General features: G+C 44.3%; 19 protein-coding genes, 1 pseudogene and 2 CRISPR repeat arrays. Of the genes and pseudogenes, 18 read left to right on the forward strand and 2 right to left on the reverse strand.

Annotation, left to right across the window (positions count from 1 at the left end):
- Positions 1–30: 30 nt before the first annotated feature.
- The 3 genes from MKY75_RS09985 to MKY75_RS09995 all read left to right on the forward strand — a co-directional run bounded on the left by MKY75_RS09985 (position 31) and on the right by MKY75_RS09995 (position 2,625).
- The gene (locus MKY75_RS09985) at positions 31–627 is read left to right on the forward strand and encodes a DUF2087 domain-containing protein (protein ID WP_165147482.1); all 597 of its coding nucleotides are present in this window, start codon (positions 31–33) and stop codon (positions 625–627) included.
- Between the two features lie 479 nt (positions 628–1,106).
- Positions 1,107–2,204, forward strand: a complete 1,098-nt coding sequence (rsgA, locus tag MKY75_RS09990; protein WP_029517058.1) for a ribosome small subunit-dependent GTPase A — start codon at positions 1,107–1,109, stop codon at positions 2,202–2,204.
- A gap of 82 nt (positions 2,205–2,286) precedes the next feature.
- Positions 2,287–2,625 carry a L,D-transpeptidase gene (locus MKY75_RS09995; RefSeq protein ID WP_029517059.1) on the forward strand — a complete coding sequence of 113 codons (339 nt, stop codon included), beginning with the start codon at positions 2,287–2,289 and terminating at the stop codon, positions 2,623–2,625.
- Positions 2,626–2,743: 118 nt separating this feature from the next.
- On the opposite strand, the gene MKY75_RS10000 is transcribed toward MKY75_RS09995, so the two are convergent.
- Positions 2,744–3,763, reverse strand: coding sequence for a hypothetical protein (locus MKY75_RS10000; protein WP_029517060.1), 1,020 nt, complete (start codon positions 3,761–3,763; stop codon positions 2,744–2,746).
- Positions 3,764–3,979: 216 nt separating this feature from the next.
- Between MKY75_RS10000 and MKY75_RS10005 the strand changes: the two genes are divergently transcribed.
- Complete coding sequence (locus MKY75_RS10005; protein WP_023988262.1) at positions 3,980–4,129, forward strand: hypothetical protein; 150 nt, start codon at positions 3,980–3,982, stop codon at positions 4,127–4,129.
- Between the two features lie 128 nt (positions 4,130–4,257).
- Here MKY75_RS10005 and MKY75_RS10010 read toward each other — a convergent pair whose 3' ends face one another.
- Positions 4,258–4,497 carry a hypothetical protein gene (locus tag MKY75_RS10010; RefSeq protein WP_013370782.1) on the reverse strand — a complete coding sequence of 80 codons (240 nt, stop codon included), beginning with the start codon at positions 4,495–4,497 and terminating at the stop codon, positions 4,258–4,260.
- 389 nt (positions 4,498–4,886) lie between these two features.
- Between MKY75_RS10010 and MKY75_RS10015 the strand changes: the two genes are divergently transcribed.
- The 14 genes and pseudogenes from MKY75_RS10015 (at position 4,887) to cas8c (ending at position 24,553) form a co-directional block, all read left to right on the forward strand.
- Positions 4,887–5,207, forward strand: a complete 321-nt coding sequence (locus MKY75_RS10015) for a hypothetical protein (RefSeq protein WP_029517061.1) — start codon at positions 4,887–4,889, stop codon at positions 5,205–5,207.
- Positions 5,208–5,274: 67 nt separating this feature from the next.
- Positions 5,275–9,270 carry a type VII secretion protein EssC gene (gene essC, locus MKY75_RS10020; protein ID WP_165147479.1) on the forward strand — a complete coding sequence of 1,332 codons (3,996 nt, stop codon included), beginning with the start codon at positions 5,275–5,277 and terminating at the stop codon, positions 9,268–9,270.
- A 16-nt stretch (positions 9,271–9,286) separates the two neighbouring features.
- A complete protein-coding gene (locus MKY75_RS10025; RefSeq protein WP_029517063.1) occupies positions 9,287–10,129 on the forward strand; it encodes a hypothetical protein in 843 nt (280 codons plus the stop codon).
- Between the two features lie 5 nt (positions 10,130–10,134).
- Positions 10,135–10,671, forward strand: coding sequence for a WXG100 family type VII secretion target (locus MKY75_RS10030; protein ID WP_029517064.1), 537 nt, complete (start codon positions 10,135–10,137; stop codon positions 10,669–10,671).
- Positions 10,672–10,918: 247 nt separating this feature from the next.
- Positions 10,919–11,194 carry a WXG100 family type VII secretion target gene (locus MKY75_RS10035; protein ID WP_013309990.1) on the forward strand — a complete coding sequence of 92 codons (276 nt, stop codon included), beginning with the start codon at positions 10,919–10,921 and terminating at the stop codon, positions 11,192–11,194.
- 201 nt (positions 11,195–11,395) lie between these two features.
- Positions 11,396–13,450 (forward strand): hypothetical protein, encoded by a 2,055-nt coding sequence (locus MKY75_RS10040; RefSeq protein ID WP_340885119.1) that lies wholly within the window; start codon positions 11,396–11,398, stop codon positions 13,448–13,450.
- 84 nt (positions 13,451–13,534) lie between these two features.
- On the forward strand, positions 13,535–14,287 hold the full coding sequence (locus MKY75_RS10045) for a vWA domain-containing protein (protein WP_013309992.1): 753 nt from the start codon (positions 13,535–13,537) through the stop codon (positions 14,285–14,287).
- Positions 14,288–14,299: 12 nt separating this feature from the next.
- Positions 14,300–15,136, forward strand: coding sequence for a hypothetical protein (locus tag MKY75_RS10050; RefSeq protein ID WP_069011423.1), 837 nt, complete (start codon positions 14,300–14,302; stop codon positions 15,134–15,136).
- 273 nt (positions 15,137–15,409) lie between these two features.
- On the forward strand, positions 15,410–16,219 hold the full coding sequence (locus MKY75_RS10055; RefSeq protein WP_340885122.1) for an SDR family oxidoreductase: 810 nt from the start codon (positions 15,410–15,412) through the stop codon (positions 16,217–16,219).
- Between the two features lie 244 nt (positions 16,220–16,463).
- A CRISPR array of direct repeats spans positions 16,464–17,307; the repeat unit is 32 nt; unit sequence GTCGCACTCTATGTGAGTGCGTGGATTGAAAT.
- A 31-nt stretch (positions 17,308–17,338) separates the two neighbouring features.
- A pseudogene (gene cas1 / locus MKY75_RS25580) lies at positions 17,339–17,859 on the forward strand (CRISPR-associated endonuclease Cas1); the annotation flags it as partial.
- Positions 17,860–18,075: 216 nt separating this feature from the next.
- Positions 18,076–18,442: a CRISPR direct-repeat array (repeat unit 32 nt).
- A gap of 532 nt (positions 18,443–18,974) precedes the next feature.
- Positions 18,975–19,289 carry a hypothetical protein gene (locus MKY75_RS10070; RefSeq protein WP_165147470.1) on the forward strand — a complete coding sequence of 105 codons (315 nt, stop codon included), beginning with the start codon at positions 18,975–18,977 and terminating at the stop codon, positions 19,287–19,289.
- A gap of 3 nt (positions 19,290–19,292) precedes the next feature.
- Positions 19,293–21,776 (forward strand): CRISPR-associated helicase Cas3', encoded by a 2,484-nt coding sequence (gene cas3 / locus MKY75_RS10075; RefSeq protein ID WP_165147467.1) that lies wholly within the window; start codon positions 19,293–19,295, stop codon positions 21,774–21,776.
- 113 nt (positions 21,777–21,889) lie between these two features.
- Complete coding sequence (cas5c, locus tag MKY75_RS10080; protein ID WP_165147464.1) at positions 21,890–22,606, forward strand: type I-C CRISPR-associated protein Cas5c; 717 nt, start codon at positions 21,890–21,892, stop codon at positions 22,604–22,606.
- Positions 22,607–24,553, forward strand: coding sequence for a type I-C CRISPR-associated protein Cas8c/Csd1 (cas8c, locus tag MKY75_RS10085; RefSeq protein ID WP_165147461.1), 1,947 nt, complete (start codon positions 22,607–22,609; stop codon positions 24,551–24,553).
- The last annotated feature ends 28 nt before the right edge of the window (positions 24,554–24,581 follow it).

Below are 24,581 nucleotides of genomic sequence, written 5' to 3' on the forward strand. Positions count from 1 at the left end.
TATGTACTAGTGAAAAGAGGTGCAATAACGATGCAACTGGATAAAATGGTCAATTATCATAAAGCACTTGCTGATCCAATGCGAATGCGGATATTACTTCTTTTGTCCCGTGGGGAGATGCATGGCCAAGCTTTGGCGAAAAAGCTGAATTTGTCCCAACCGACTGTTACGCATCATGCTTCCAAACTTCGTGAGACTGGGTTGATTAAGGAACGACGTGATAAAAACACGGTGTATTTTACACTGAATCCAGAATTGATCCGGCAGCATGCCGAGGCGACGGTGCGATTTATTTTCGAAAAAGGAGAGGGGGAGGAAGAGATGTCAGAGTTGAATGAAACGCTGGAGGCATCGGTCTTACGCAATTTTTTTTCCAAGGACGGCAAGTTGCGCCAAATCCCTGCGCAGTATAAGAAAAAATTGATCGTACTTCAGATGCTGGCAGAAAAGCTGGAGCCAGGCCGCATGTATCCTGAACGTGAATTAAACGAGTGGATCAAGCAATACCATGAGGATTTTGCAACGATTCGGCGTGAGCTGATTATGCATCAGTTTATGTACAGGGAACGGGAAATGTACGAATTGAACCCGCGTGAGATGTGGACGCGCTGGGATCAGGTACGCTAAACGAAACTTGACAAAGATTTCAAAAAAGTTTCGTAGCTGCCTTGACAGACAATTGATGGACTTGTATGATAAAGGAAATTTTAGGAGGAGGCGATGTTATATGCGTACGAACATGAATGGATGGGTTCAGCAGCAGAATGACTTGTCTCCCGCACGGACAATGCACAGTTAAAGACTGTATAGATCTATAGTCTTGGCTTAGCAGTTGGTTGGACAGTAGAACCAACAAAATCCGCAGGGAGTGATTCCCTGCGGATTTTTTATGGTTAGGCGTCTTGTTATCCAGTTGTTGGTTCTGGGGAGTGGTCTGTGAGAGACTGCTTGCTTAAGTGAACGAACGGATCGCATCGACCTGAATCGTATACCCTCCGCAGGGAAACCCCTGCGGATTTTTCGCGTTGTTCGCATGCGGGGAGAAAATGTACACCTATCAAATAACATTACGATCAAAAATGAACAATGAATTCAGGAGGAAAACAATGAGTATACATGAATACGGTTGGTCTGATTACTGGAACGTTTTTTGGGACCAATGGAAGCAAGGCTTTGAGGAACGCACAGGAAATACACAGGTACGTCCTGCTCGCTTGATTGCCGATTACGGACAAAAGGTGAAGCTTATCACAATGGATGGAGAACGCTGGGGAGTGTCTTCAGGTAAGCTACGACATGCTGTTGTCGATCCGGCGGAAATGCCTGCTGTAGGGGACTGGCTAGCAATCACTACGCCAGATGAAGTGTCGGATGCAGTAATTCATGCCGTCTTGCCGCGGAAAAGTCGAATATCTAGACAGGCAGCGGGCTTTGAGACGAGGGAGCAGCTGATCGCTACCAATGTGGATACGCTGTTCCTTGTTAATGCGCTGAATCATGATTTTAATATGCGCAGACTGGAACGGTATTTAATTATGGCTTGGAACAGCGGGGTAAACCCGGTTGTCGTTTTGAGTAAGAGTGACCTTTGTGAAGATGTCGAACAACGGGTTGCTGAAGCGGAGGGAGTTGCCCCTGGTGTACCTGTTATCGTTATTTCTGCTTTGCAGAATGAAGGCAGAGAGCAACTGGAGACGTTTCTTCAGCCTGGCTCTACAGTTGCTTTGACAGGCTCTTCCGGTAGTGGCAAATCCACGATAGTAAACTGGCTCTCCGAGTCTGAGGTTCAACTGACACAGGATGTGAGGGAGGAAGACAGTCGGGGCAGGCACACAACCACTCACCGACAGCTTTTTCCTATCGCAAAGCAAGCCGTTTTGCTGGATACACCTGGTATGCGCGAGCTTAATCTATGGGATGATTCCATGGGTGTCGCTCATACCTTCACGGATATTATGGAAACGGCGCAGCAGTGCCGTTTTGCAGATTGCAAGCATAAGGGCGAAGCTGGATGTGCAGTGGAGGAAGCTATAGAGAGAGGGGAATTGTCGGAATCCAGAGTGAACAATTATCGCAAAATGCAGCGGGAACTGGAATATCAGGCGCGTAAGGAAGCAGACCGGCGCAGGAAAGATAGTCGTTCAAGCACAACCCCGGGGCGTAGGGATCAGCGAAGTGGCTGGCGACGTGATGTGGAGTGGTGAGCCGAACTGCAGTGAAGTATCAAATGTAAAAATATACGAAAATCTATGTTGTAGTCGGCATATGGTATAAAGGGGTGAATATATGCCGAACTACAGCATTGTGGTGGATTTATCGGATCGTCGTTTATATTTGAAGGATGGAGATCAGATTGTTCTTAATTATCCAGTCGGTATTGGCAAGCTGGCTACACAGACACCGCATGGGCAATTTACGATTATTAACAAACAACCTAATCCGGGCGGACCTTTCGGAGCGTTCTGGATGGGGCTGTCCAAGCCGCATTATGGCATTCACGGCACCAATGAGCCATGGTCCATTGGCAAGATGGTGTCACATGGCTGCATTCGAATGCAGAATAAGGATGTGCTTGAGCTTCAGGAGAGGGTAAGTATAGGCACGCCAGTCACGATACAGCCGTAGCGGCTAGACGACATGAGACTCTGTATCTACTCATACGTGGAAACCGCGTCATAGACTGTATCTGTGAAGCGTATTTCATGGCGAACGGCCGTAACTTTAAGTTAGATGCTGCGTTTAGTTACGATTTGGGTTGGATAGGGATACGGGCTTCAATCTGTTTGGAGCCCTCTTTTTCGTCTGCAGATTTGACTAACGGTCCCGAAAGACGTTCTCCTTGTGTACCATACGCCTGTTTGGCGTTGGTCCACATATCTTCGTTTGGTTCGAAACTTATGATTATGATGTAGCGGTTGGCAAGGCTCGGCTTTTTGACCCTCATGCTGAAGGAGCCGTCAGGCATAACTTTGGTTTGATCATCGTAGCCAAACTGCCATCGTCCCGGAAAATCAATCTTGAGTTTGACGTCCGACCCTTCCAGCAAATTGCTGCGCGCATATACATGATAATAGTTACCCTCTTGCTTCACATCAGGCTTAATCCACACTTGAGGGCTGCCGTAGTCCTTAGGTTTGTTCCAGACGGGCTTAACTAAAGGGGTATTGCGTTCTTGTTCAGGATCAAATTCAGCCCCAATCCGAACTTCATGCAGAAGCTGTTTGTTTTCTTCGTATTGATATACATAAGGACCTTCCAATTTGTTGCCACCGCTGCCATACAGATTTCGTATTTCATTGTCTTGGTCATCTGGACGGAACAGAACAGTCAGATCCATACTGCCCTGTATTCCGGGGCGTTGTACCTGGAGTACAAAACTTCCGTCCTTTTGAACGGTTGTCTCATCCGTGTACCCAGTTAACAGGGAGTTTTTGACCGCAAGATTCCCTTTGATCCGTGCTCCGGCCGGGAGGTTGGAATGTCCTGTAACCTTCACGGTATTTTTATCAATGCTGACGCCACCTGATATTTCGACATAGCTGCTGCCTTGCTGATGGACAGGTGTATGATTGGCAGCTCGTTCATCAAGGGATGATGCACCTTGGTTGGGATTACCCGTTACGGTGTAGGCACGTGCTTCAGCTTCATGTTGGGCTATACTCCGGGTTGAAGCTTTTTCCCTGCTGCATGCAGCCAGCATCGTTAGAATTAAGAATGCGAATAAAAGGTTGCAGACTATTTTGGTAATCATGTGTTTACTCATGGTTTTTGTTCGCTCCTTGTCCATAGCTTCCAGGCTTAACGTGATAAAATTATCGAAACTTTATGTATTTACCCTTATTAAAGGGTATGTAATCCCGCCTGCTTTATCCTATAAGGAACGTACCTGTTTAAACAACAGGCAGAATGGTTAAAAATGGATAGCCTGATCATCCCCTTGAAAAGCAGGGGCAGCTTGCTGTAAAGGAGCCTGAGTCATATGTCCATTGACCGTTTTATCTTAAAAAAGCTGGACAACTGCCGGGAAGAGCATACACGCGCTAATTTACTAGAACTGTTTAGAATACGGATTGAGAAGGCGCAGAATAAGGAACGAGGCGGTAAAAAAGGTTATCGCAGAATACTTTAAATAAAGTCTGATCAATCCATAAGCTGCGGTAAGTCACATGTATCATGTTTTAAAGCTGCTGATATGGAGAGGGTGCTGAAATGTCCCTCTCTTTTTTGTGTGTCTAAAGTGGACAAAAAAAGTCCCTCTTAATAGAGGGACAATGCCAATGAATCATTTTCACTAACACTATGCAGGATGGCTTCACAACCGACAATCTCTATACTGATCAAAGAGTTAAGGCATTTTTGAAGGGCACGCTTGCCGCTGGAGATTTTATTCTCCAAAGTGTTACTTAGAAGTTTTAATGTTTTTTGTACTGGTTGCTTATTTTCTTGATTGAAGTATACGGGAATACGTTTGTTTTGAAATGTAATTAATGTTCTCACAAAAATCACCTCGCCTGAGTTATTTCATGGCTTAATTGTAGTGCCCGTTTCTTAAAATTACCTTAAAAACACCTTATAAAAACATAAAGGTCTGAAAAATTTACAAAGTGTTCACAACAATCTAGGTAACAATCGAATTTAGTTCTAACTAATCGACAAAATGACGTATATACCCATATTAGAACCGATCCAATACATATTATTGATACCAATGACTCTACTAATATGAGAAACTATGACCAAAGTCACTATTTTATTTTTGGAGTGGGTATTTTGTAACAAATTGACAGTCTAATAGTCGGATGCTACAGTTACGATAGCCATATTTCCGTGGAAATAGGCTTTTTGCGTGAACTTTGCTATATATTAAGGATCGGGAGGGATGACAGATGATCCTGACCGTGCTTTCAGGACGACAGGAAACAGAGTGGTTTGACATCGAGGTAGCTGATGAATACTCGGTGGAACATTTAAAGCTGATGCTGGGTGTGCGCATTTTCGGCGAGCCTCCGGCGGAAGGCATGCAATATATTATGGAAGCAAAGTTCCCGGAAGGGCTCTGGTTCAGGGTGGGAGATAACCAGCTACTTACAGGATCCGGCTTGCGGGAAGGCTGTACTGTGCGTATTCAGCGCGCTTTTTCGACAACTCAGGACGAAGCGCCTGTGTATGGAAGGCGTTCTCTGTTTCAAAATGAAAAAAATGGGTAAATACACACATGAAATTATATGAAACCTTGGTAAAATGAAATAGTAAGCGAAAAGGGGGACTTTTGTCTTGAATGCATTATACCAGCGATCCCCGAGATTAAGGCCGGCGCTCCGAGAGGAGAAGCTGGAGATTTTACGGCCTCCGGCTGAGCCGAGCAAGCCGTCTTTTTCTATTATATCTATACTTATTCCGTTAATGATGACGTTGGTGACTATAGGCTTTTACGTATATATGAGCAAAACAGGCAAGATGGGCAACAGTAACTATTTGATGTTCCAAATGGTCACTGTGGTCATGATGCTTACATCTTATACGATTCCTTTTTTTGTCTATCTAAATAATAAGAAGGAATACAAGCGCAAGCTAGAGGAACGGGACCGCATGTACCGGGAACAGCTCCAAAAGCATCGTGAAGAACTTGAAATGAAACGCGAGGAGCAAATTCGCACACTATATGAAATTCACGGTGACCCGCAAATATGCACTCAAATTGTCAAAAACCGCAACAGTTCACTTTGGGAACGATCACCGGAGGATGAGGACTTTTTGCAGGTGCGTATTGGAACTGGACAAGTTCCCTTTCATATAAAATTGCAAATTCCACGCCCAGACGGTTATGACCGAGATCCTTTGTTGGGAGCTGCGGATGAACTGGAAGAAGAATTTCGTCTGGTAGACGCTGCTTCCATTGCATTACCGCTGTTTCAATCCAAAGTGGTTGGATTGGTCGGCGATCGGGAACATACCCTTGCTGCGTTAAGAGTCATTTTGGCACAAGTGACGGTTCGTCACTCGCCAGATGAAGTGAAAATTGCTTCCTTCTATGACGAGCGAGAGGAAAGTGAATGGACCTGGATGCGCTGGCTTCCACATGTGTGGGATGATGACCGAATCCAGAGAATGATGTCAGACCGCAGTAGTAGTGCACATCAATTAGCAGATTTTCTGTTTGCCAGACTGAACCGCCGTAAAAATAATCGTAATGATCGTCAAGGCAAAGGGATGGAAGTCCCTTGTTATGTCGTTGTTTTATCTGACACCCAGCTGATTGAGGAAGAACCGTTGCTGCCGTTGTTATTGGAAGACGGCCGGGCCATTGATGCGTGTACGATTGTGCTGGCTTCTCGTAAAGAGGCTTTGCCGATGCAGTGTCAGCTGATTGTGGAGGCTACCAAAGAGCAGGGCGTATATGCCCGTAAATCAGAGTCGGCGGAGGTTGAACAGCAAAGTTTTAAACCGGATCGTTTGTCAAAAGAGGAAGCCGATGCATTAGCGCGGTACATGGCTCCTATTCGCTTGAAGCGTTCCTCAGCTTCTGATATTCCCGCTGTGCTGCCTCTGTTTGATATGATGAGCGTAGCAAGTGTGGAAGAACTGGATGTGACAGATCGGTGGCGTCGTAACCGCCATCCTGATACCTTACCTGTGCCAATGGGCGTGCGAGCAGGCGGCAAGAAGATTATGATTAACCTGCATGATAAGATAGAGCGTCAAGGGCATGGTCCCCATGGCTTGATCGCCGGTACAACGGGTTCAGGAAAGAGTGAGGTTATCCAGTCCATCGTAGCCTCGCTTGCTGCCGAGTTTCATCCGCATGATCTTGCTTTTATGCTGATCGATTACAAGGGTGGAGGCATGTCCAACACGTTCGTTAACTTGCCGCATGTTGTGGGTACGATCACGAACTTGGACAATAATTTGATTGAACGTGCCAAAATATCTCTTAAAGCAGAACTGGTTCGTCGGCAGAAGATATTGAACGATGCAGGCAATTTACAGCATATTGATGAATATTACAGACTACTCCGGCAGCGGCAGGAACAACCGCTGCCTCATCTGGTTATTATTATTGATGAATTTGCACAATTAAAGCGGGATCAGCCAGAGTTTATGGACGAGCTAATCAGTATTGCTGCGATTGGGCGGACACTAGGTGTCCATTTGATTTTGGCGACGCAAAAGCCTGCAGGTGTCGTGGATGACAAGATTTGGAGTAACTCCAGATTCCGCATCTGCTTACGGGTGCAAAGCGAAGGCGATAGCCGTGACATGTTGAAAATACCGAATGCCGCGTGGATTACGAAGCCGGGACGAGGATATTTCCAAGTGGGTAGTGACGAAGTATTTGAAGAGATGCAGTTTGCTTGGAGCGGTGCGCCGTATATAGGCAACAGCGATATTTCTTCTGCACTACCTGTACATGAGGTGAGACTGAACGGAAAACGTGAAGCGCTACTGACGGGCGGCGAACGGGCAAGCTCAGGCTTAAAAGGAGAAGAAGCCCCTAAACAGCTTCAAGTATTTATTGATTATATTGCGAATGAGGCTGCTAAGGCAGGGATCGAACGACTTCAGGGACCGTGGCTTCCGCCGCTGCCTGAATTGCTGGATTTAACAAATTTGCCGGTATGCACCGAAATAGATAGTACATCATCACCTTTGGATCTGAAGGCTCTTATTGGTCTAGTAGATGATTTGCCGAATCAGCGACAGGAGCCAATTTATGCATCGCTAGATCATGGTCATTGGGCTGTGTATGGCATGCCCGGCATGGGGAAAACAACCTTTTTGCATACGTTGCTGATGTCCACGGCTCAGCGTTTTGCTGCGAATCATTGGAATGGTTATATCATTGACATGGGTCGAACGATGCGCGACTTTGGGGAACTTCCCCAAATCGGGGCTGTTATGATGGCTGAGGAGGATGACCGGATCAAGCGATTGTTCCGTTATCTGTTCAAGATGGTGGCCGTACGCAAGGAAATGCTTTCCGAGGCTGGAGTCAAAACAATAAGCTCTTATCGACGTTCTGCTGTCGAGGATATCCCGCAAATTGTCGTAGTTATTGATGGATATCTTAATTTCCGTAATGCTTATCCAGATGAAAATGAACTGTTGGAATCTCTTTTGCGAGAAGGAGGTAGTCTAGGCATCACGTTTATCATTACAGCGAACCGGATTACCGATGTGTTTGAGAAATTCCGCAGTAACATACCGAATGCAGTTTCTTTTGAAATGTCCGACCCGAGTGACTATTACTATGCGGTAGGGCGACCAGCCAAAACGCCAGGACCGTTAATTCCAGGTCGCGCTCTGGTTAAAGGGCATGTTCCTCCGCTGGAGTTCCAGACGGCACTGCCCTCACCAGGAGAAGATGAGGCGGAGCGATCAGCACGGCTACGCCGCAATATTGCTGGCATTGTGCAGGAATGGAAAGGCAAGCACGCACCAGCTATCCTACCATTACCTGAGCGGATTCCACTATCGGAACTGCTTCAGCAGTGGGATCGGACAAGTGGACCATCGGGCGCACTACCTTACGAAGTACCTGTAGGCCTACAGAGTGACGATCTTGAGCCTTTTCTCCTGAATCTGAAAGAAGGGCCCAATTTTATTGTGGGTAGTCCAATGGAGGGTGGAAAAACCTCCTTTCTAATGAGCTGGATTATATCGCTGGCTTATTATACATCACCCGATCAATTGGAAGTCTATACGATCGATACACGCTATGGAGGCGGGGGACTATCTAGATTACGACATCTTCCTCATGTTAAGGCTGCTGCTGAAAGTGAGGAAGAAATGGGACCTCTGGTACAGCAAGTGTATGATATTGTTCAACAACGGAACAAGGAGGGGAATGATCCCGAATTGCTCCTGGTCATTGATGATGCGGATATGTTAAGCAAGCAACTGAATGATTTTATGATAAAGGATCAGCTCTCCGCCATTGTACGGTTGGGACGTGATCGCAATGTGCATGTCGTGCTCTCGGGTGTGCCATCTGATTTTCCTACCTTTGGTGTGGACTGGTTTAATGATGTCAAGGCAAGCCAAAGCGGTATGCTATTTGGAACACTAGATTCGAATGATCTATCGTTCTTTCGTATCCCTTATTCGGAGGCGAACGCCGCTACTGGTGGACTAAAAGTCCTGCCACCTGGGCAGGGGTACTACGTACGGCGCAAATTTACCAGGATAAAAGCGGCAATTCCCTTCTCAGAGCAAGTGAGCTGTGAGGATTGGATAACGAAAATTCGTGACCGATGGCATGTTGTAGTTTGAAGGGAGGTGGCTCATAATGTTAACGTTTCAAGCTTCCAAGCAGAAGTTAATAACCCTCAAGGCGAAGGAACTGTTTTTTCTGGCAGGCGTATTGGGTTCTGACCGACTGCTTGGGGTGGAAGATCCGTTTAAGGGCTATCTAGCAGAGGAGTTGGCGGAAGAGTGGGAGCAAGTAAAAGCTACTCTTTTGGAAAAGGGTTATCTAAAGCGGGTAGATAAGGGCAAAGAGCTAGCAATGCCTCCTACTGTTTTTTCAAGAGTCGCTATCGCGGGATTATCCAACAGGGCTTGCCGTATACGCTATGTGCGGGGAGGTAAGCAATTTGAAGGCTATCTCCATTGCACGAACGAGCGTGTAGTGGAACTCGTGAAATCCGCTGATGAACCCGATGAGTATCGATTGTACGATCTGGGTAATGTGGAAAAGGCTTGCGAGACATTGATTGATAAAATGGGTTGGGTAGATCGACTTGTGCCTGAATCCCCCGCACTAATGTTCTCCAAGCAGGCGTTTAATAAAATTTACGAGCAATCGGCAGGGGAAAGTGTGTCTTTGATCAGCAGTAAACTGACCGAGGCTAGCGGAGATGCAGAGGGGTCTGCAAGACTGGCTCAGTCTTTGAGTTCCCGTGTAGCTGAGGGAGAACTGCAATTGCTGGTTTGGAACGGCAGGGAGTGGGAATCACAACGGGCAGCCTTTGTCCTGTGTCCTGCAATGAACTGGATATTTCGGATGAGCTCTAGTGGTAACGGGGACTGGCTGATTGCAGCTATGGCTTCAAGAGATCAGTTTGTGGATTTATTATTAAATTGGTTGAAACAGTCGGCAGTGAATGAAGAAGTGACAGAAGAAGGGTGATGGATATGCGCATTCGAGTTGAACCGGATGTGCTTCGGGGGCTTAGCGGGCAGCTACAGCATGCGGCGGAGCAAATTCAACAGTTAACAGCAGGTTTGGAGCAGGCGTTACAATCGCTGGATTGGGATGTATCTGCACGCGAGGCGATCTTGAATCATTGGATGCAGGCCAAGCGGATGTCAGAACAGATCCATGCTTACCTCCATACATCAGGTACACAACTGAACCGAAAGGCAGAGCAGTTTCAGTCTGTTGACCACAACTATCAAACGATACTGTCATTTGCCAGCCAACCATTGGGACGACCCGTCACGATGCTCGATTGGTCGAATCAGCAATCACCGTCTATTCTGCCTGGGCAAGCTTCGGAAGGAAGCAGCCTGATTTCTAACCCGCAGTCTGTCGTACATGCCATTTCTGGTGTACAGTCTTCGGATGTAGAAACGTTGCATCAGGATATTCTGATGCAGGCGTCTTCTAGCAGTCCGCAGGATTGGTATTTTACTGATCCGTCTACAGTAAGAGATCAGCCTGTCGCTTAGTTGGGATCGCGTTCCGGGACAATCTGGATCGATTGCAAAATTACTTGAGCTCGTTCCACAATTCCCGGCTTTATGGGACTTATTAGGTGTTTTTTTGTTAATATTATACTGTTAGGTGCTGTTTTATAGTTAAAAAGTGGGATTGTTACAATTAGGTCCTTTGCCTTTTGTAGGGAATTAAATAGCCATAGTACAATTTGAACCAGATAAACAAAAACATTATTTATCATCAAGGAGGACTCAAAAAATGGCAGGACGCATTTTAATTACCCCAGAACAGGTTGATCAGGTGGCTAACCAATTTAAACAAAGTGGTGAGCAAAGCCAGCAGATCGTTTCCAGTTTGACACAGTCCATCTCAGGTATGGAAGGTCAATGGGAAGGTATGACTAAACAACGCTTCTTCCAAGAGTTTCAGGAAGCTAGCAAACAAATGCAAGCTTTCGTAACGACTTTGAACAGCATCAGTCAAGAATTGACAGCTATCGCTAACAAATTCCGCACGGTTGACCAAACGAAATAAGTTGTCTTGCCTGATAGGCATTAACTTATCATATACCACTCTATTAAGAAGCAATATGTGAGCCATTCCTCACGGTTTGGCACAGGATGTTCAGGAAAAACCGGGCGATCTTCGGATACCCGGTTTTCTTGCCATCCATAGATGTATATAATAAGGTGAGGAAAACTAGCATACTGAATGATGTAAGGAGAGGGATGTTTCATGTCTTTTCAACCGAATCCGGGAGACGAATTGATCATAAACGGCACAGCTTATGTGGTTGGACGACATCCCGCTGCACCCGGTTTAGCCTATGCTCAAGCAGGGCGTCAGGGAATTGTATACCAGCTAAATGCCAAAAACGGAGCGCCACATGAGGCAAAAGCCCTTAAGGTGTTTTTTCCGAAGTTCCGCATCCCGGCTATGGTTTATCAATCTGAGCATATGGAAGCATACGGGGATATTCCCGGTTTGCAGGTATGCAAGCGTGATGTGCTCACTCCAGAAAGAAACGGAAGTCTGATTGCCGAGCAGCCTGATTTGCTGTATGCGGTACTGATGCCATGGGTTCACGGTATGACATGGTTCGATTGTCTCACAGATCAGCGTCAGCTTGAGGCTTCCGATAGTCTGGCTTTAGCCAGAGCATTGGCAGGGATCGGTTCAGCTATGGAGCAAAAAGGATTGGCGCACTGTGATTTATCGGCGCCGAATGTGATGCTTCCGTTTTTTTCTGAAGTGGAACTGCCTGAAGGCACGTCAGCTGTGGAATTGGTGGACGTGGAACAAATGTATAGTACTAAAATGGATCGTCCAGACGCTCTATTGGCAGGTTCGCCAGGGTATGCCGCCCATCGTACCGTCCACAGCGGGTTGTGGAGTGCGTATGCAGACCGTTTTGCAGGGGCAATCATTATAGGAGAAATGTTAGGCTGGTCTGACCGTGTAGTAGTCGACAAAGCGTGGGGCGAAAGTTATTTTGATCAGCATGAAATGCAGACGCCTTGCGAACGTTATTTTATTTTACGAAAATCGCTGGAATCTCGTTGGGGCAGCAAGGTGGTAGAATTGTTCAGCCGTGCTTGGGATAGTCAGGATTTAAGCAGTTGCCCTACTTTTGGCGAATGGCTGGTTGTACTTAATGCGGTTACTGAGCAGGAAATTTCAGTTGAGGCTATAGAACCGGAACCTGCTGCGACAGAAACAATAGAATCGGCAGCGGTGGGTGGCCTTTCCAGTGAAGCTGCATCCTCTTTGTCAGCGCCTGCACCGCTCAAGACTGAACAGGCTGCACTGCTAAATCAGGCCGCCCTGGAGCAAGGAGAGCGTGGGGTAACGGACAAGCTGTTCCGACAGGCACGTGATTTGGAGCAGCAAAACAAACCTGCTGCAGCGCTGGAAGTATACCGGTCGTTGTATCATTTTGTAGAAGACGGCAGTCCTTTGCATGTGGAGGTGTCAGCTGCGATCACAGGACTAGAGGAGCAGTTGAATCCCATGACGCCAGAGCAACCTGAAAAAACAAAAGCCTGGTATCGCTCCAAAGCGTTTATCGTGACAACTGCGGCCGCAGTCGTTCTATTGGCAGCTGGAATCCCAGCCGTGAATATTCTTGCAGATCAGTCCAATCAGCGGCAAATCGAGGCAGCCAAGCAGGAAGAGGCAGCGAAGGCTGCAAAGGCTGCAAAGGCGGCCGAGGAAAAGCTGGCAGCCGAGCAGAAAGCGGCTCAAAAATTGCTGACGGAGAAACAACGACAGGAAGCGGAACAGCAGACCAAACAACAGGCACTTGCTGCTCAAAAGCAACAGGAAGAGCAGAAGAAACAGCAAGCCCTTATCGCTCAACAGGTTAAATATGAAGCTTATCTCGCTCAAAAGGAACAAAATAAGCAGGCGGCTGCCAAGTTGGCGAAGCAAAAAGCGTATGATCAACAGGCAAAGTATGAAAAATACTTGGCTTTGAAAAAAGAGCAGGAAGCTCGTGCCGCCCAGGAAGAGGCAGCTCGTAAGGCAGCAGCCGAGGCGGAACAAAAGCAAAAAGAGTCCATGCATGCACGAAACAAGGAGAACGTTCTTCAGCTTATTTCCCTGTACAACAAGGCGTATGCCTCTCAGGAAGGTGGCAGCGCTGCGAAGGCAAAGAGCTTTGCGAAGCGTTTTAGATCACTATATGATAGTAATCCTTCTTATTATCGTTCGGTAGGTGAAGTAGGATATCGGGCCTCCTCTATTTATAATTTTTTAGGAGATACGAATTTTAGACTGCCTAAAATTTAATATTTCATATGTTTATATATAGGCGGAATGATAGATACGAAACAGATGGAGATAGAAGGTAACTGAGGGGAGCATGTACAAACCATGAATTATACAATACAGGCTTCACAACGCACTCCCGCCCTGATCATTTACCTGATTGACATCAGCGCGTCGATGAACATGCTGATGGAGGGGCGGCGGCGTATTGACGTTGTATATGAAGCTATATCGTTGGCGATCCGGCAGATGGTTTTTCGATCAACCAAAGGAAATCGGCTGACAGCGCGCTATCGGATTGCGATTTTGGCTTATAGTGACGACGTGTATGACCTGCTGAATGGTGTCAAGGGAATTGATGAAATCGCGGCCATTGGTTCGTTGCCCGATTTGACGCCCAAACGGTTTTCAGATTCAGCAAAGGCCTTCTTGCAAGCTGAGCGTATTTTGCAAGCGGAATTACCAGGGATGCAGGACTGTCCTGCACCTTTGGTCTGTCATATGACAGATGGAGTTTCCACAGGTGATGATCCCGAACCGATTGCGAAGCGTATTATGAGCATGAGCGTACCGGACGGTAATGTACTGGTGGAAAATATATTTTTATCCGACAGGTTGCTGGAAACGCCTATTCAGGACCCCCGTCGCTGGAAAGGTCTGACACATAATACGCCGTTGCAGGATGAACATGCTGTGAAATTGCGTGATATGTCTTCTGTGCTGCCTGAAAGCTATCGGGAAATGCTATTTGAGGCAGATTATCAGTTAGGTGAAGGAGCCATTATGATGCTGCCCGGAACCTGTGCGGAGCTGGTGTCCATTGGGTTTCAAATGTCGGCCGCAACGCCTGTACGGTAAGGAGGTAAAAGCATGAATCCACCGCTGTCCCTGCTCCCCGCGAGCAAAAAAAAGGGAATGAATGCAAGGCTGACTCAGCAATTTGCTTACATAAGCTCTCAGACAGGCGATCAGCCTTTATCATCTCATCACAGTCGTTTTATGTGTCGTTATGGCTATGGAAGGTCTGCCGAATCTGCCAGTATGGGAGAAAGCGGACAGGATTTCGCCGCAGTACGTATTCATAAATCCGTCTGTTGTTTTGTCTTGTGTGATGGTGTCGGGCTCAGTTACCGAGGAGATTTTGCGGCCCGCTATCTGGGTTCTTCTTTACTGGATTGGATGGAACGGGGACAAGATCTGTCTGCTGATCAATTGAGAGTGTACCTTGAACGTTTGGCAGGTACAGCGGCAGAGGAACTGGATCGGCAGCCTTTGGATCACGAATCAGGCTTAATGCGTTCGGTATTGGAAGATAAACGTCGTCAGGGAAGCCAGTCCATGTATATTTGTGGTAAAATCGAACTGCCGAAGCGTGGTAGCCGTGGTCGTCTCCGACTTGCCTGGCAAGGGGATTCACGTTTGCGACTATGGAACGGTGCCGAGGAAATCAGTGAGCTATTCGATCATACCTTCTCAACAGCGGAGCGCTGGTCTACAAGCCGTGGGCCGATTGGAGGGAAGCCTCATTGGTATGAAAGAAGCATTTCCGCAGATATGCCGATGAGATTACAGGTATATACGGACGGTTTATCCGATTTGGACCCCATTCGCGAGCCTGTCCCTGATGAGCAGATACAGGTATTGCTGGATGCATCCCATACCGGGGGACTTGATGATGATGCTGCATTTATTGAGCTGCAGTGGTAAATAAATAAGCAAAAGGACGTTATACAACCATGGATATGGATATGTATACGTCCTTTTTTTGATTTTTGATGAATGCATGGAACATTCGATTCGTTAAGATATTTATAAAATGTAACGAGAAGGAGAAGGAAAGAAGCGCTAATTCGCGTAATATTCATCTTTTTCTTAAATATCGCAAAAGAATCGCAAAAAAATGCGCAAAAATGGTGATTATAAAGTATATCCTTTTGGGTAATCTTGTGATTATACAGATTACTGAAGGGAGCGATACATATGAGGTACACATATACAGGAGGCGCGCGCTTTGAAGGGAAGACTGCTCTAATCACGGGGGCTGGTTCTGGCATTGGCAAGGCAACAGCCATTCAAATGGCTAGAGAAGGAGCAAATGTCGCTCTTTTTGACGTAAGTAGCGATCGTATTTTGGAGACGGAAAGAGAAATTAATGCTATACGTGAAGGGTCAGCGCGGGCATTTGACGTGGACATTGCCGATCCGGTGCGTGTGGAAAAAGCAGTTCTTGAAGCGGTTGAATTATTTGGCGGGCTGCATATCATTTTTGCCAATGCGGGGATTAACGGGGTCGTCGGACCGATTGAGGATCTGAGCATTGAGGATTGGCGCCAAACGTTGTCTACGAATCTGGACGGCACCTTCCTGACGGTGAAGTATACAATACCACATTTGAAAAAGAACGGTGGCGGCAGCATTATTATTACCAGCTCCATTAATGGAAATCAGCGCTTTACCAGCTTTGGGATGTCAGCCTACAGCACATCGAAGGCGGGTCAAACTGGTTTTGCTAAAATGGCTGCACTGGAGCTGGCTAAGTTTCGTATTCGTGTCAATGTCATCTATCCGGGTGCCATTTCGACGAATATTGATGAAACCACGGAGAAGTCGGAAGGGTTAAAGCAAATTACCATCCCCGTCAAGTTTCCTGAAGGAGGGCAACCGTTGGCAGATGGACCGGGTCAACCCGAGCAGGTAGCTGATTTGGTAACATTTTTGGCCTCAGATCATTCGCGTCACATTACTGGCGCACAAATTGTCATTGACGGGGCAGAGTCGTTATTGTTTTAGAAATAGAGCATTGTCTGGGACAGAGAAATGTTTTGTGGTATCCTGAGTGTATGTCTTGGTTACGGTGCAAATGTGAAGCTCACATAAAAACCCTGGATCTTTCGCACCTCGAAATTTGTCGAAATGGTTTTAAATTAGCTTTCTTCGTTAGAAGTCAATAGTCGATTCAAGCTTTTTTGGCATCGTTTTTTTCGGAAATGCATGGAATTGATATCATTAGGGTATTAATTCCTTCATTTTCGCTGTCGCACTCTATGTGAGTGCGTGGATTGAAATAGATGAAACTTTAATCCAATTAGATCATCTCAGTATGTCGCACTCTATGTGAGTGCGTGGATTGAAATATCCTTGAGGTCAAGGGCATCTTTTTGAGCAATAGTCGCACTCTATGTGAGTGCGTGGATTGAAATAAGCCATTGGCCGAACTCGTTCAAAGTCTCCAGATCGTCGCACTCTATGTGAGTGCGTGGATTGAAATATTTCAGTTGCAATAATGTGAATAGTGCGTGCCGATGTCGCACTCTATGTGAGTGCGTGGATTGAAATCATGTTTTTAATTTTTATTACAATAAGATCATATTAGTCGCACTCTATGTGAGTGCGTGGATTGAAATTATGACGGTTCGCGGTAAAGGCAGCTATAAGGTCGGGGTCGCACTCTATGTGAGTGCGTGGATTGAAATTGACTGGTGTGACTTTAATGATTTATATATTTTGTCGCACTCTATGTGAGTGCGTGGATTGAAATAAGCCACGCCTGCCAGTAATCAGCGGTGATGTGGCCTGAAGTCGCACTCTATGTGAGTGCGTGGATTGAAATCTCTTTCGCCAGAGTGAAAATAAGCTCCAATGATTCGTCGCACTCTATGTGAGTGCGTGGATTGAAATTCTAGTATTAAAATAGGTTGGATGTGAGCTTTCCGTCGCACTCTATGTGAGTGCGTGGATTGAAATAAGCCAAAGTTTGATCTTGCCGCGTGGGAAACGTAGTCGCACTCTATGTGAGTGCGTGGATTGAAATATATTGGGAGTTGCCATTAGTGCCTATGCCACTAGTCGCACTCTATGTGAGTACGTGGATCATGACGGAGCAGTCGCCACTTGGTCGTATAAGTGGAGAGCGCCTCTTTATCCGAAAACATGAAGAGGTCCGTGAAGTAGAGGAACTGTAGATTTTACGTGGCTTGGAAGGGACGGTGGCAGTTCAGTACAATTCCGTTCTCGATGAGCTGATCTTGCAGCATGGACGCCATAAACGCCCTCCGTTAGATAATGTGAGTGCCCTATTATCTTTTGCCTATAGACTGCTGTCCAACGATATGAAATCGGCACTGGAAGCTGTGGGCTTGGATGCTTATGTAGGTTTTCTGCATAGAGATCGTCTAGGACGAGCCTCATTAGCACTGGATGCGATGGAAGAGCTTCGAGGAGTATATGTCGACCGTTTCGTTTTGTCCTTACATTGATTAACAAAAAATTGATTAATGGCAAAGGATTTAAAAAAAGAAAACGGGGCCGTCATGATGGACGATGATACGAGGAAAATCGTATTGAAGGCATGGCAGGAACGGAAACAGGAAAAAATTATTTATTCTTATTTGAATGAGAAAATGTCTTGGGGGCTGGTGTCCTATTCCCAGAAGTATACGATATGGAAAGCCCACTGATTTTGTAAGGTGCGAATGTGAAGCTCACATAAAAAACCAGGGTCCTTCGCACCTCGAAATTTGTCGAAAAGTAATTGAATGAGTTACCTTCAGTAAAAGTCAATGGTTGATACAAGCCTTTTTGGCATCAGTTTTTGCGACAATGCGTGGAATTGATATCATTAGGGTATGAATTACTGCATTTTCGCGGTCGCACTCCATGTGAGTGCGTGGATTGAAATAGCGAAGACCAGGTTAGGGCGCTGCTGCTGTTGGAGGGTCGCACTCCATGTGAGTGCGTGGATTGAAATGTTAACGGGTTCCCATTGCCGCGGACAGAGCGCGGTCGCACTCCATGTGAGTGCGTGGATTGAAATTATATATGCTGATGCAGAAGGGCTCCATGTAGGAAAGTCGCACTCCATGTGAGTGCGTGGATTGAAATATCTAAATTAACTGCCAACCATTCATCGGGTTTAGTCGCACTCCATGTGAGTGCGTGGATTGAAATATATCCTCAAGCTCTCTCCATGTATCGGCGTTAAGTCGCACTCCATGTGAGTGCGTGGATTGAAATCACAAATGTCCAACAGTGCCGCAGGCGGTCATTGGTCGTACTCTATACGAGTATGTGGTTGAAGTATCTATAGTGTTCGTAACCTTGCATAATAACTCCCAGGAGGCTTTACATGTTTGGAGTCAATATATAATTTGTTTTATGAACTTTAAGATTATTAGTTTAGTTCTCTCTAAAATACTATTTCCACATGACTATAAATAATATTTGTTTACATAACGAGAATAGATCTAATATGATTAGTAAGTGGAAGAGAGTCTAGTATTTTTAAGCGAAATACAAGTCTCTTCACAATAAACACCCAAAAGTCATAAAATGAATATTGCGCTATGGGTGTGAAACCGAAATCCTTAAATTAAGTAGATAAGAGAGGAAAGGAAGAGAAATTACAACGCTAGGACAATTATATTATCATTATCTATGGATTCACTTAACAACGGGGAATGTCCAAGTGGGGATTGTAGATGCTATCGATATTGTACCTTATGACACGATTACACATTTTAAGTATTTGCTCAAAGGGGGAAAATAGTTGAATTTATTATCTATTCCTGGTCTATATTTTTATATCTATCTAGGTATAGGCCTTATCGTGGGATATTGGTTTGTATCTAAGGAATTAACTGAACGTGCACAGGAAATGCAGCAAGAGAACCCAGAGGAAAACGATGAGGAACTGTCAACAGCTAGAGAGGGTCTTTATCAATCTCTACATGATCTTTATCATTTAATAGGTCAGAAAGGTGTTATTGCTGCGATCTATATTTTATTTATGCTTTTTTGGCTTCCGATGTGGTTAGTCATTACTTGGAAGAGGTTATTCACGAAGAAAATTAAAGGAGATTAAAAAATGCAATATATCGCCCACATACGGGAAAGCGACCAAGAGATTCAAACGGTTGCCGAACATCTATTGGAAACCCGACAATTAGCAGAAACCTATGGAGACAAAATAGGTATTCGACATATCACCGGACTCGCTGGCATGCTTCATGACTTGGGGAAGTACACGGAAAAGTTTCAAAATTACATACGTTTGGCGGTACAAAATCCTGACAATCCACCGAAGCGAGGAAGTGTAGATCATTCTAGTGCGGGTGGAAAGTTATTATTTAATCTTTTTCACATTCAACCTCAAGGCACATTCGATAAACAGGATTTATTTATCAAATATATATTGACTGAAGTTGTAGCAAACGCTATTATTTCTCACCATTCTTATTTGCAGGATTTTCTAAACCCACAGCTTGAATCAAAACTTTTGTATCGGGTGCGTGACCTAGAGATAGCGGGATTTGAAGATGCAGTAGCGCTTTTCTATAAGCAGGTCATGGAGAAATCTACATTTTTTGATTATGTGAATCAAGCAAAGGCTGAGTTGGATCAATATATGAACCGAGATGATGGGGCAGATTTTGAACTCAAATTGATGTATTTATCCAAGTTTGTGTTTAGCGCTTTGATAGATGCAGATCGAACCAATACTCGCTGCTTTGAAGAAAATAAGAACACAGGCGATAAGATCGCAGTTGAAGCCATGAATCATCAAAAGTTGTTTCATGGGTATTACGAAAAATTAATGATGCACATCAAATCCCTACAAGCAGCCAAGGATGCCAATACACCTATTAATCTACTTCGAAAAGAAATGTCCGAACAATGCGAACAGTTTGCAGAAAGGCCCTCTGGAATACATACGCTCTCGATCCCCACAGGCGGTGGAAAGACGCTCGCCAGCTTTCGTTATGCCTTAAAACATGCTGTAACATATAAGAAGAAACATATTATTTATGTCGTTCCATTTACGACCATTATTGAACAAAATGCCCGAGAGGTTCGCAAAATAATAGTGGACGATGCGAATGTTCTGGAACATCACTCTAATGTAGCCATGGACGATGTAGAAGAGGGAGAGAGTAATGAGCTTGAAGATGTAGTTGTGAGTACGCGTCAAAAATTAAAGCTGGCTAAGGACAATTGGGATTCGCCGATCATTTTCACCACAATGGTGCAATTTTTAAATGTTTTTTATGCTGGTGGCAGTAGAAATATTCGTAGACTTCACAATTTAAGCGAGTCTGTCATTATTTTTGACGAAGTACAAAAAGTCCCTACTCACTGTATTTCATTATTTAATCAAGCAGTAAATTTTTTGAAAACATATGCTCATTCAAGTATTGTTCTCTGCACGGCTACACAACCCGAATTAGATTTTGTACATAACAAGCTAGAAATTGAACCAGATGCAGAAATGGTGCATGACCTGAACCATGTTATAGAAGCGTTTAAGCGGGTTGAAATTGTGGATAAAGCAACGGATATGAAATTTAATACGGAGAAACTTACCGACTTTGTTGAGGAAAGACTTGCTGATGAACAAAGCGTGCTCGTTATTTTAAATACAAAAACGGTGGTGAAAAACCTATATCACAGATTAAAAGAAGGAAGTGGTACAGCCCCGATCTACCATTTAAGTACATCCATGTGTCCAGCTCATCGCAATTCCATATTGGAGGAAGTTAAAAATCACCTGCAACATAAAGAGCCTGTCGTTTGCATCAGTACACAATTAATTGAAGCGGGAGTGGATATCAGTTTTAAGTGTGTCATTCGGTCCTTGGCTGGTTTGGATTCCATTGCTCAGGCGGCGGGCAGATGTAATCGCCACGGAGAAGAAAGAATGAAGCAAGTATATGTCATTGATCATGAAGAAGAAGATCTCAAGCGATTAAAAGAAATCAGAATAGGTAAAGAGATTTCTAGAAAAATGTTTATTGACTTAAAATGTAACAAAACTTGCTTAGGCGGAAACGTATTATCAGCTCAGTCCATGGAAATATATTTTCAAAAATATTATTCCGAGTTAAAGACCGACTTAAATTATTTTATTCCTAAATTGAGAAAAAATATGACTGAGCTATTATATGGCAATCGTATAGAAAATACTTATTTTCAATCTTATTGCAAAGAAAATGAGACGATTCTTCCCTTATTCTTAGCGAATAGCTATAGGACGGCAGCGGACCATTTTCAAGTCATTAAGGATCATACTACCGCGGTAATTGTTCCTTATGGGGATGGAGAAAAAGAAGGAAAGGAGATCATCGCGGACCTAAATGGACAGCAAAGCATAGCAGACCTTACCGATTTGTTACGCAGGGCACAACAATTCACTATTAATATATTTAACTATGAGAAAGACCGATTAGATCAAAATAAGGGGTTAGTTTCTTTTTTGGATGGAAAAATATATGCACTAACCGATGGAGCTTACGATGACTGTTATGGCCTCAATCTTGAAAATGACAGTCTGCTTAGTGGATTTATCCTTTAAAAACTCTTTGATTGGGACTAGGGACTTATATTCTACATTGACTGACCCTGCCAAAAGTAATATTCTGGTACTGTGTTTGGAAAAAATAGTCATAGAAAGGAGGTAAATGCTAGTTGAGAAATGCGATCGAATTTAAAGTTTATGGAGATTATGCACTGTTCACAGATCCACTAACCAAACTTGGTGGTGAGAAATTAACTTATAGTGTTCCAACATATCAGGCGTTAAAAGGTATTGTCGAAAGTATTTATTGGAAGCCTACGATTATGATGGTAGTAGACAAAGTTCGTGTTCTTCATGCTATTCGGATGGAATCCAAAGGCGTTCGCCCCATCGAATATGGCGGTGGTAATACCCTTGCTAATTATACTTACTTGAAAGATCCCTGTTATGAGGTTCAGGCTCATTTTGAATTTAATCCGCATCGCCCCGAGATGGAATATGACCGTAATGAGAATAAGCATCATAACATTCTCAAGCGATCATTACTTGCTGGTGGGCGTAGAGATATTTTCCTAGGTACACGAGAATGCCAAGCTTATGTAGAGCCTTGTGAATTTGGTATAGAAGCAGGTTTTTACGATAACTATGGTGACATTCATTTAGGCAATATGGTACATGGAATTAACTATCCAGATGAGACAGGCAGGGATCAAATGGAAGTCCGTTTGTGGAATCCAGTAATGAAGGACGGAGTCATTGATTTTATTCGACCGGAGGAATGCACACAAGTTCGCACAATAGCGAATATGCAACCTAAACGGTTTGATGAAAATAACGTTCAATCCGCTGATGAGTTGCTTGCGCAATGGGAAGGGTGGGTGAATTAAATGAGCTGGTTGCTAAATTTATATGAAACGTATGAATCTAATCTTGACCGTGTTGGTGTGATTGAGAAGAAACATAATGATCGTGAATATACATTGTTGCCTATTTCCCACACGACCCAAAATGCGCAGATCGAAGTCGAAGTTACAGAACAAGGTGATTTTCATTCAGCCAGGATATTGGATAAAAATGAGTTTAGTACATTGATTCCTTCTTCTGAAAAATCCGCCAGTAGAGCCGGCTCTGTCATATCACCTTATCCGCTGCATGATAAATTAAGCTATGTTGCCGGAGATTTTGTAGCATATGGTGGAAAAATAAAAAAAGAAGAACCATTTTCTGCTTATATTCAGCAGTTAGAAGGCTGGGCTACTTCAGATTATGCCACTTCAAAGGTGAAAAGCATATATGGTTACTTAAGCAAGCGCCGCCTGATTAAAGACTTAGTAGACGAGTCAATTTTATATCTTGATGCGGATCAGAAATTAATAAGTACATGGGACAAGAAGTACGAACCTATACATGGGGAAAAACCACCTATATTTACAGCGGTTCCTGGTGAACAAGAGAGCGTATTCATTCGTTTTAATGTGTACTCTCCAGATAAAGTTTTAACTAAAGTTTGGGAAGATAAAGAAATGTATGATTCATTTGTTGGTTACTATAGCCAGTTGCTGGGAGAAGAAGACATTTGCTATGTTACTGGAAAGCAGCTCCCTAGCACAGACAAGCATGCCAATAAAATCAGAAATTCCGGGGATAAGGCGAAGTTGATTTCCGCCAATGATACGAGTGGATTCACGTTCAGAGGACGATTTGCCCACAGTCATGAAGCTGCAAGTATCAGTTATGAAGTATCTCAAAAGGCTCATAATGCCTTAAAATGGCTCATTAATCGTCAAGGTAAAGTCATGGAGCAACGTGTTTTCCTAGTGTGGGGAAATGATGAACCGAGTATTCTGAATTTTACCGAAAATGATAATATCTTTGCAATGGGCTTGCCATCCAAGGCTAAAGAAATAAAAAGTCATACAAACGAAGAGTTTGCTTTTGAATTAGCCAAAGCGTTAACGGGTTATGCCAATACACTAGCTGTCAAATCTAATTCCAAAGCAAAAGTCAATATTCTTGTACTTGACTCAGCAACAACAGGGCGGATGGCTGTGATCTATTATCGTAATTTGGATAAAAAATTGTATTTTGAAAAGCTTATTCACTGGCATTCCACCTGTGTATGGCTTCATCGCTATCAGAAGGATGAGCAGGGTGAATATTTACAATTTTGGGGTGCTCCAGCAACGAAAGATATTGCTTTTGCAGCATACGGTTCAAAGGCTAATGATAAACTCGTTAAGGGTTTGATGGAACGAATGCTCCCCTGTATAGTAGATGGTCAAAACATTCCTCAGGATATTGTGAGGAGTGCTATTAACCGCGCCTCTAACCCGGTATCCATGGACAAGTGGGAATGGGAGAAAACACTGAGCGTGACATGTGCTTTGGTTAACCAACGGGAGGGATACAATGTGGCATTAGATAAAGAAAATATGGATCGCAGTTATTTATTTGGCAGACTGTTGGCGATAGCAGATGTGATGGAACGAAGCGCATTAGACAAGGATGAGAAACGATCTACAAATGCAATCCGATATATGAATGCATTCTCACAACATCCAGAAAGAACCTGGAGGACCATTCAGAATGCCTTGCAGCCACATCAGGCCAGACTTGGTAAACGCTTAAGCTATTATTCCAATATGATTGATGAAGTGCTTCACAAAATCCCCTTCAACGAATTCAACAATAAACCATTGACCGGGAAATACTTGTTAGGACTCAGTAGCCAACGCTATGAAATCTACCATAATAATCATAAAAAAGATCTTGAGAGCAATAACGACAACAAAGAGAACAACACCTTAGACATGAATGAACAGCAGGAATCCTAAGTAACTTTAAAAATATGTAGGTACATTA

Source organism: Paenibacillus sp. FSL L8-0663, from assembly GCF_038008125.1.
In the GTDB taxonomy this organism is placed as follows: domain Bacteria; phylum Bacillota; class Bacilli; order Paenibacillales; family Paenibacillaceae; genus Paenibacillus; species Paenibacillus polymyxa_D.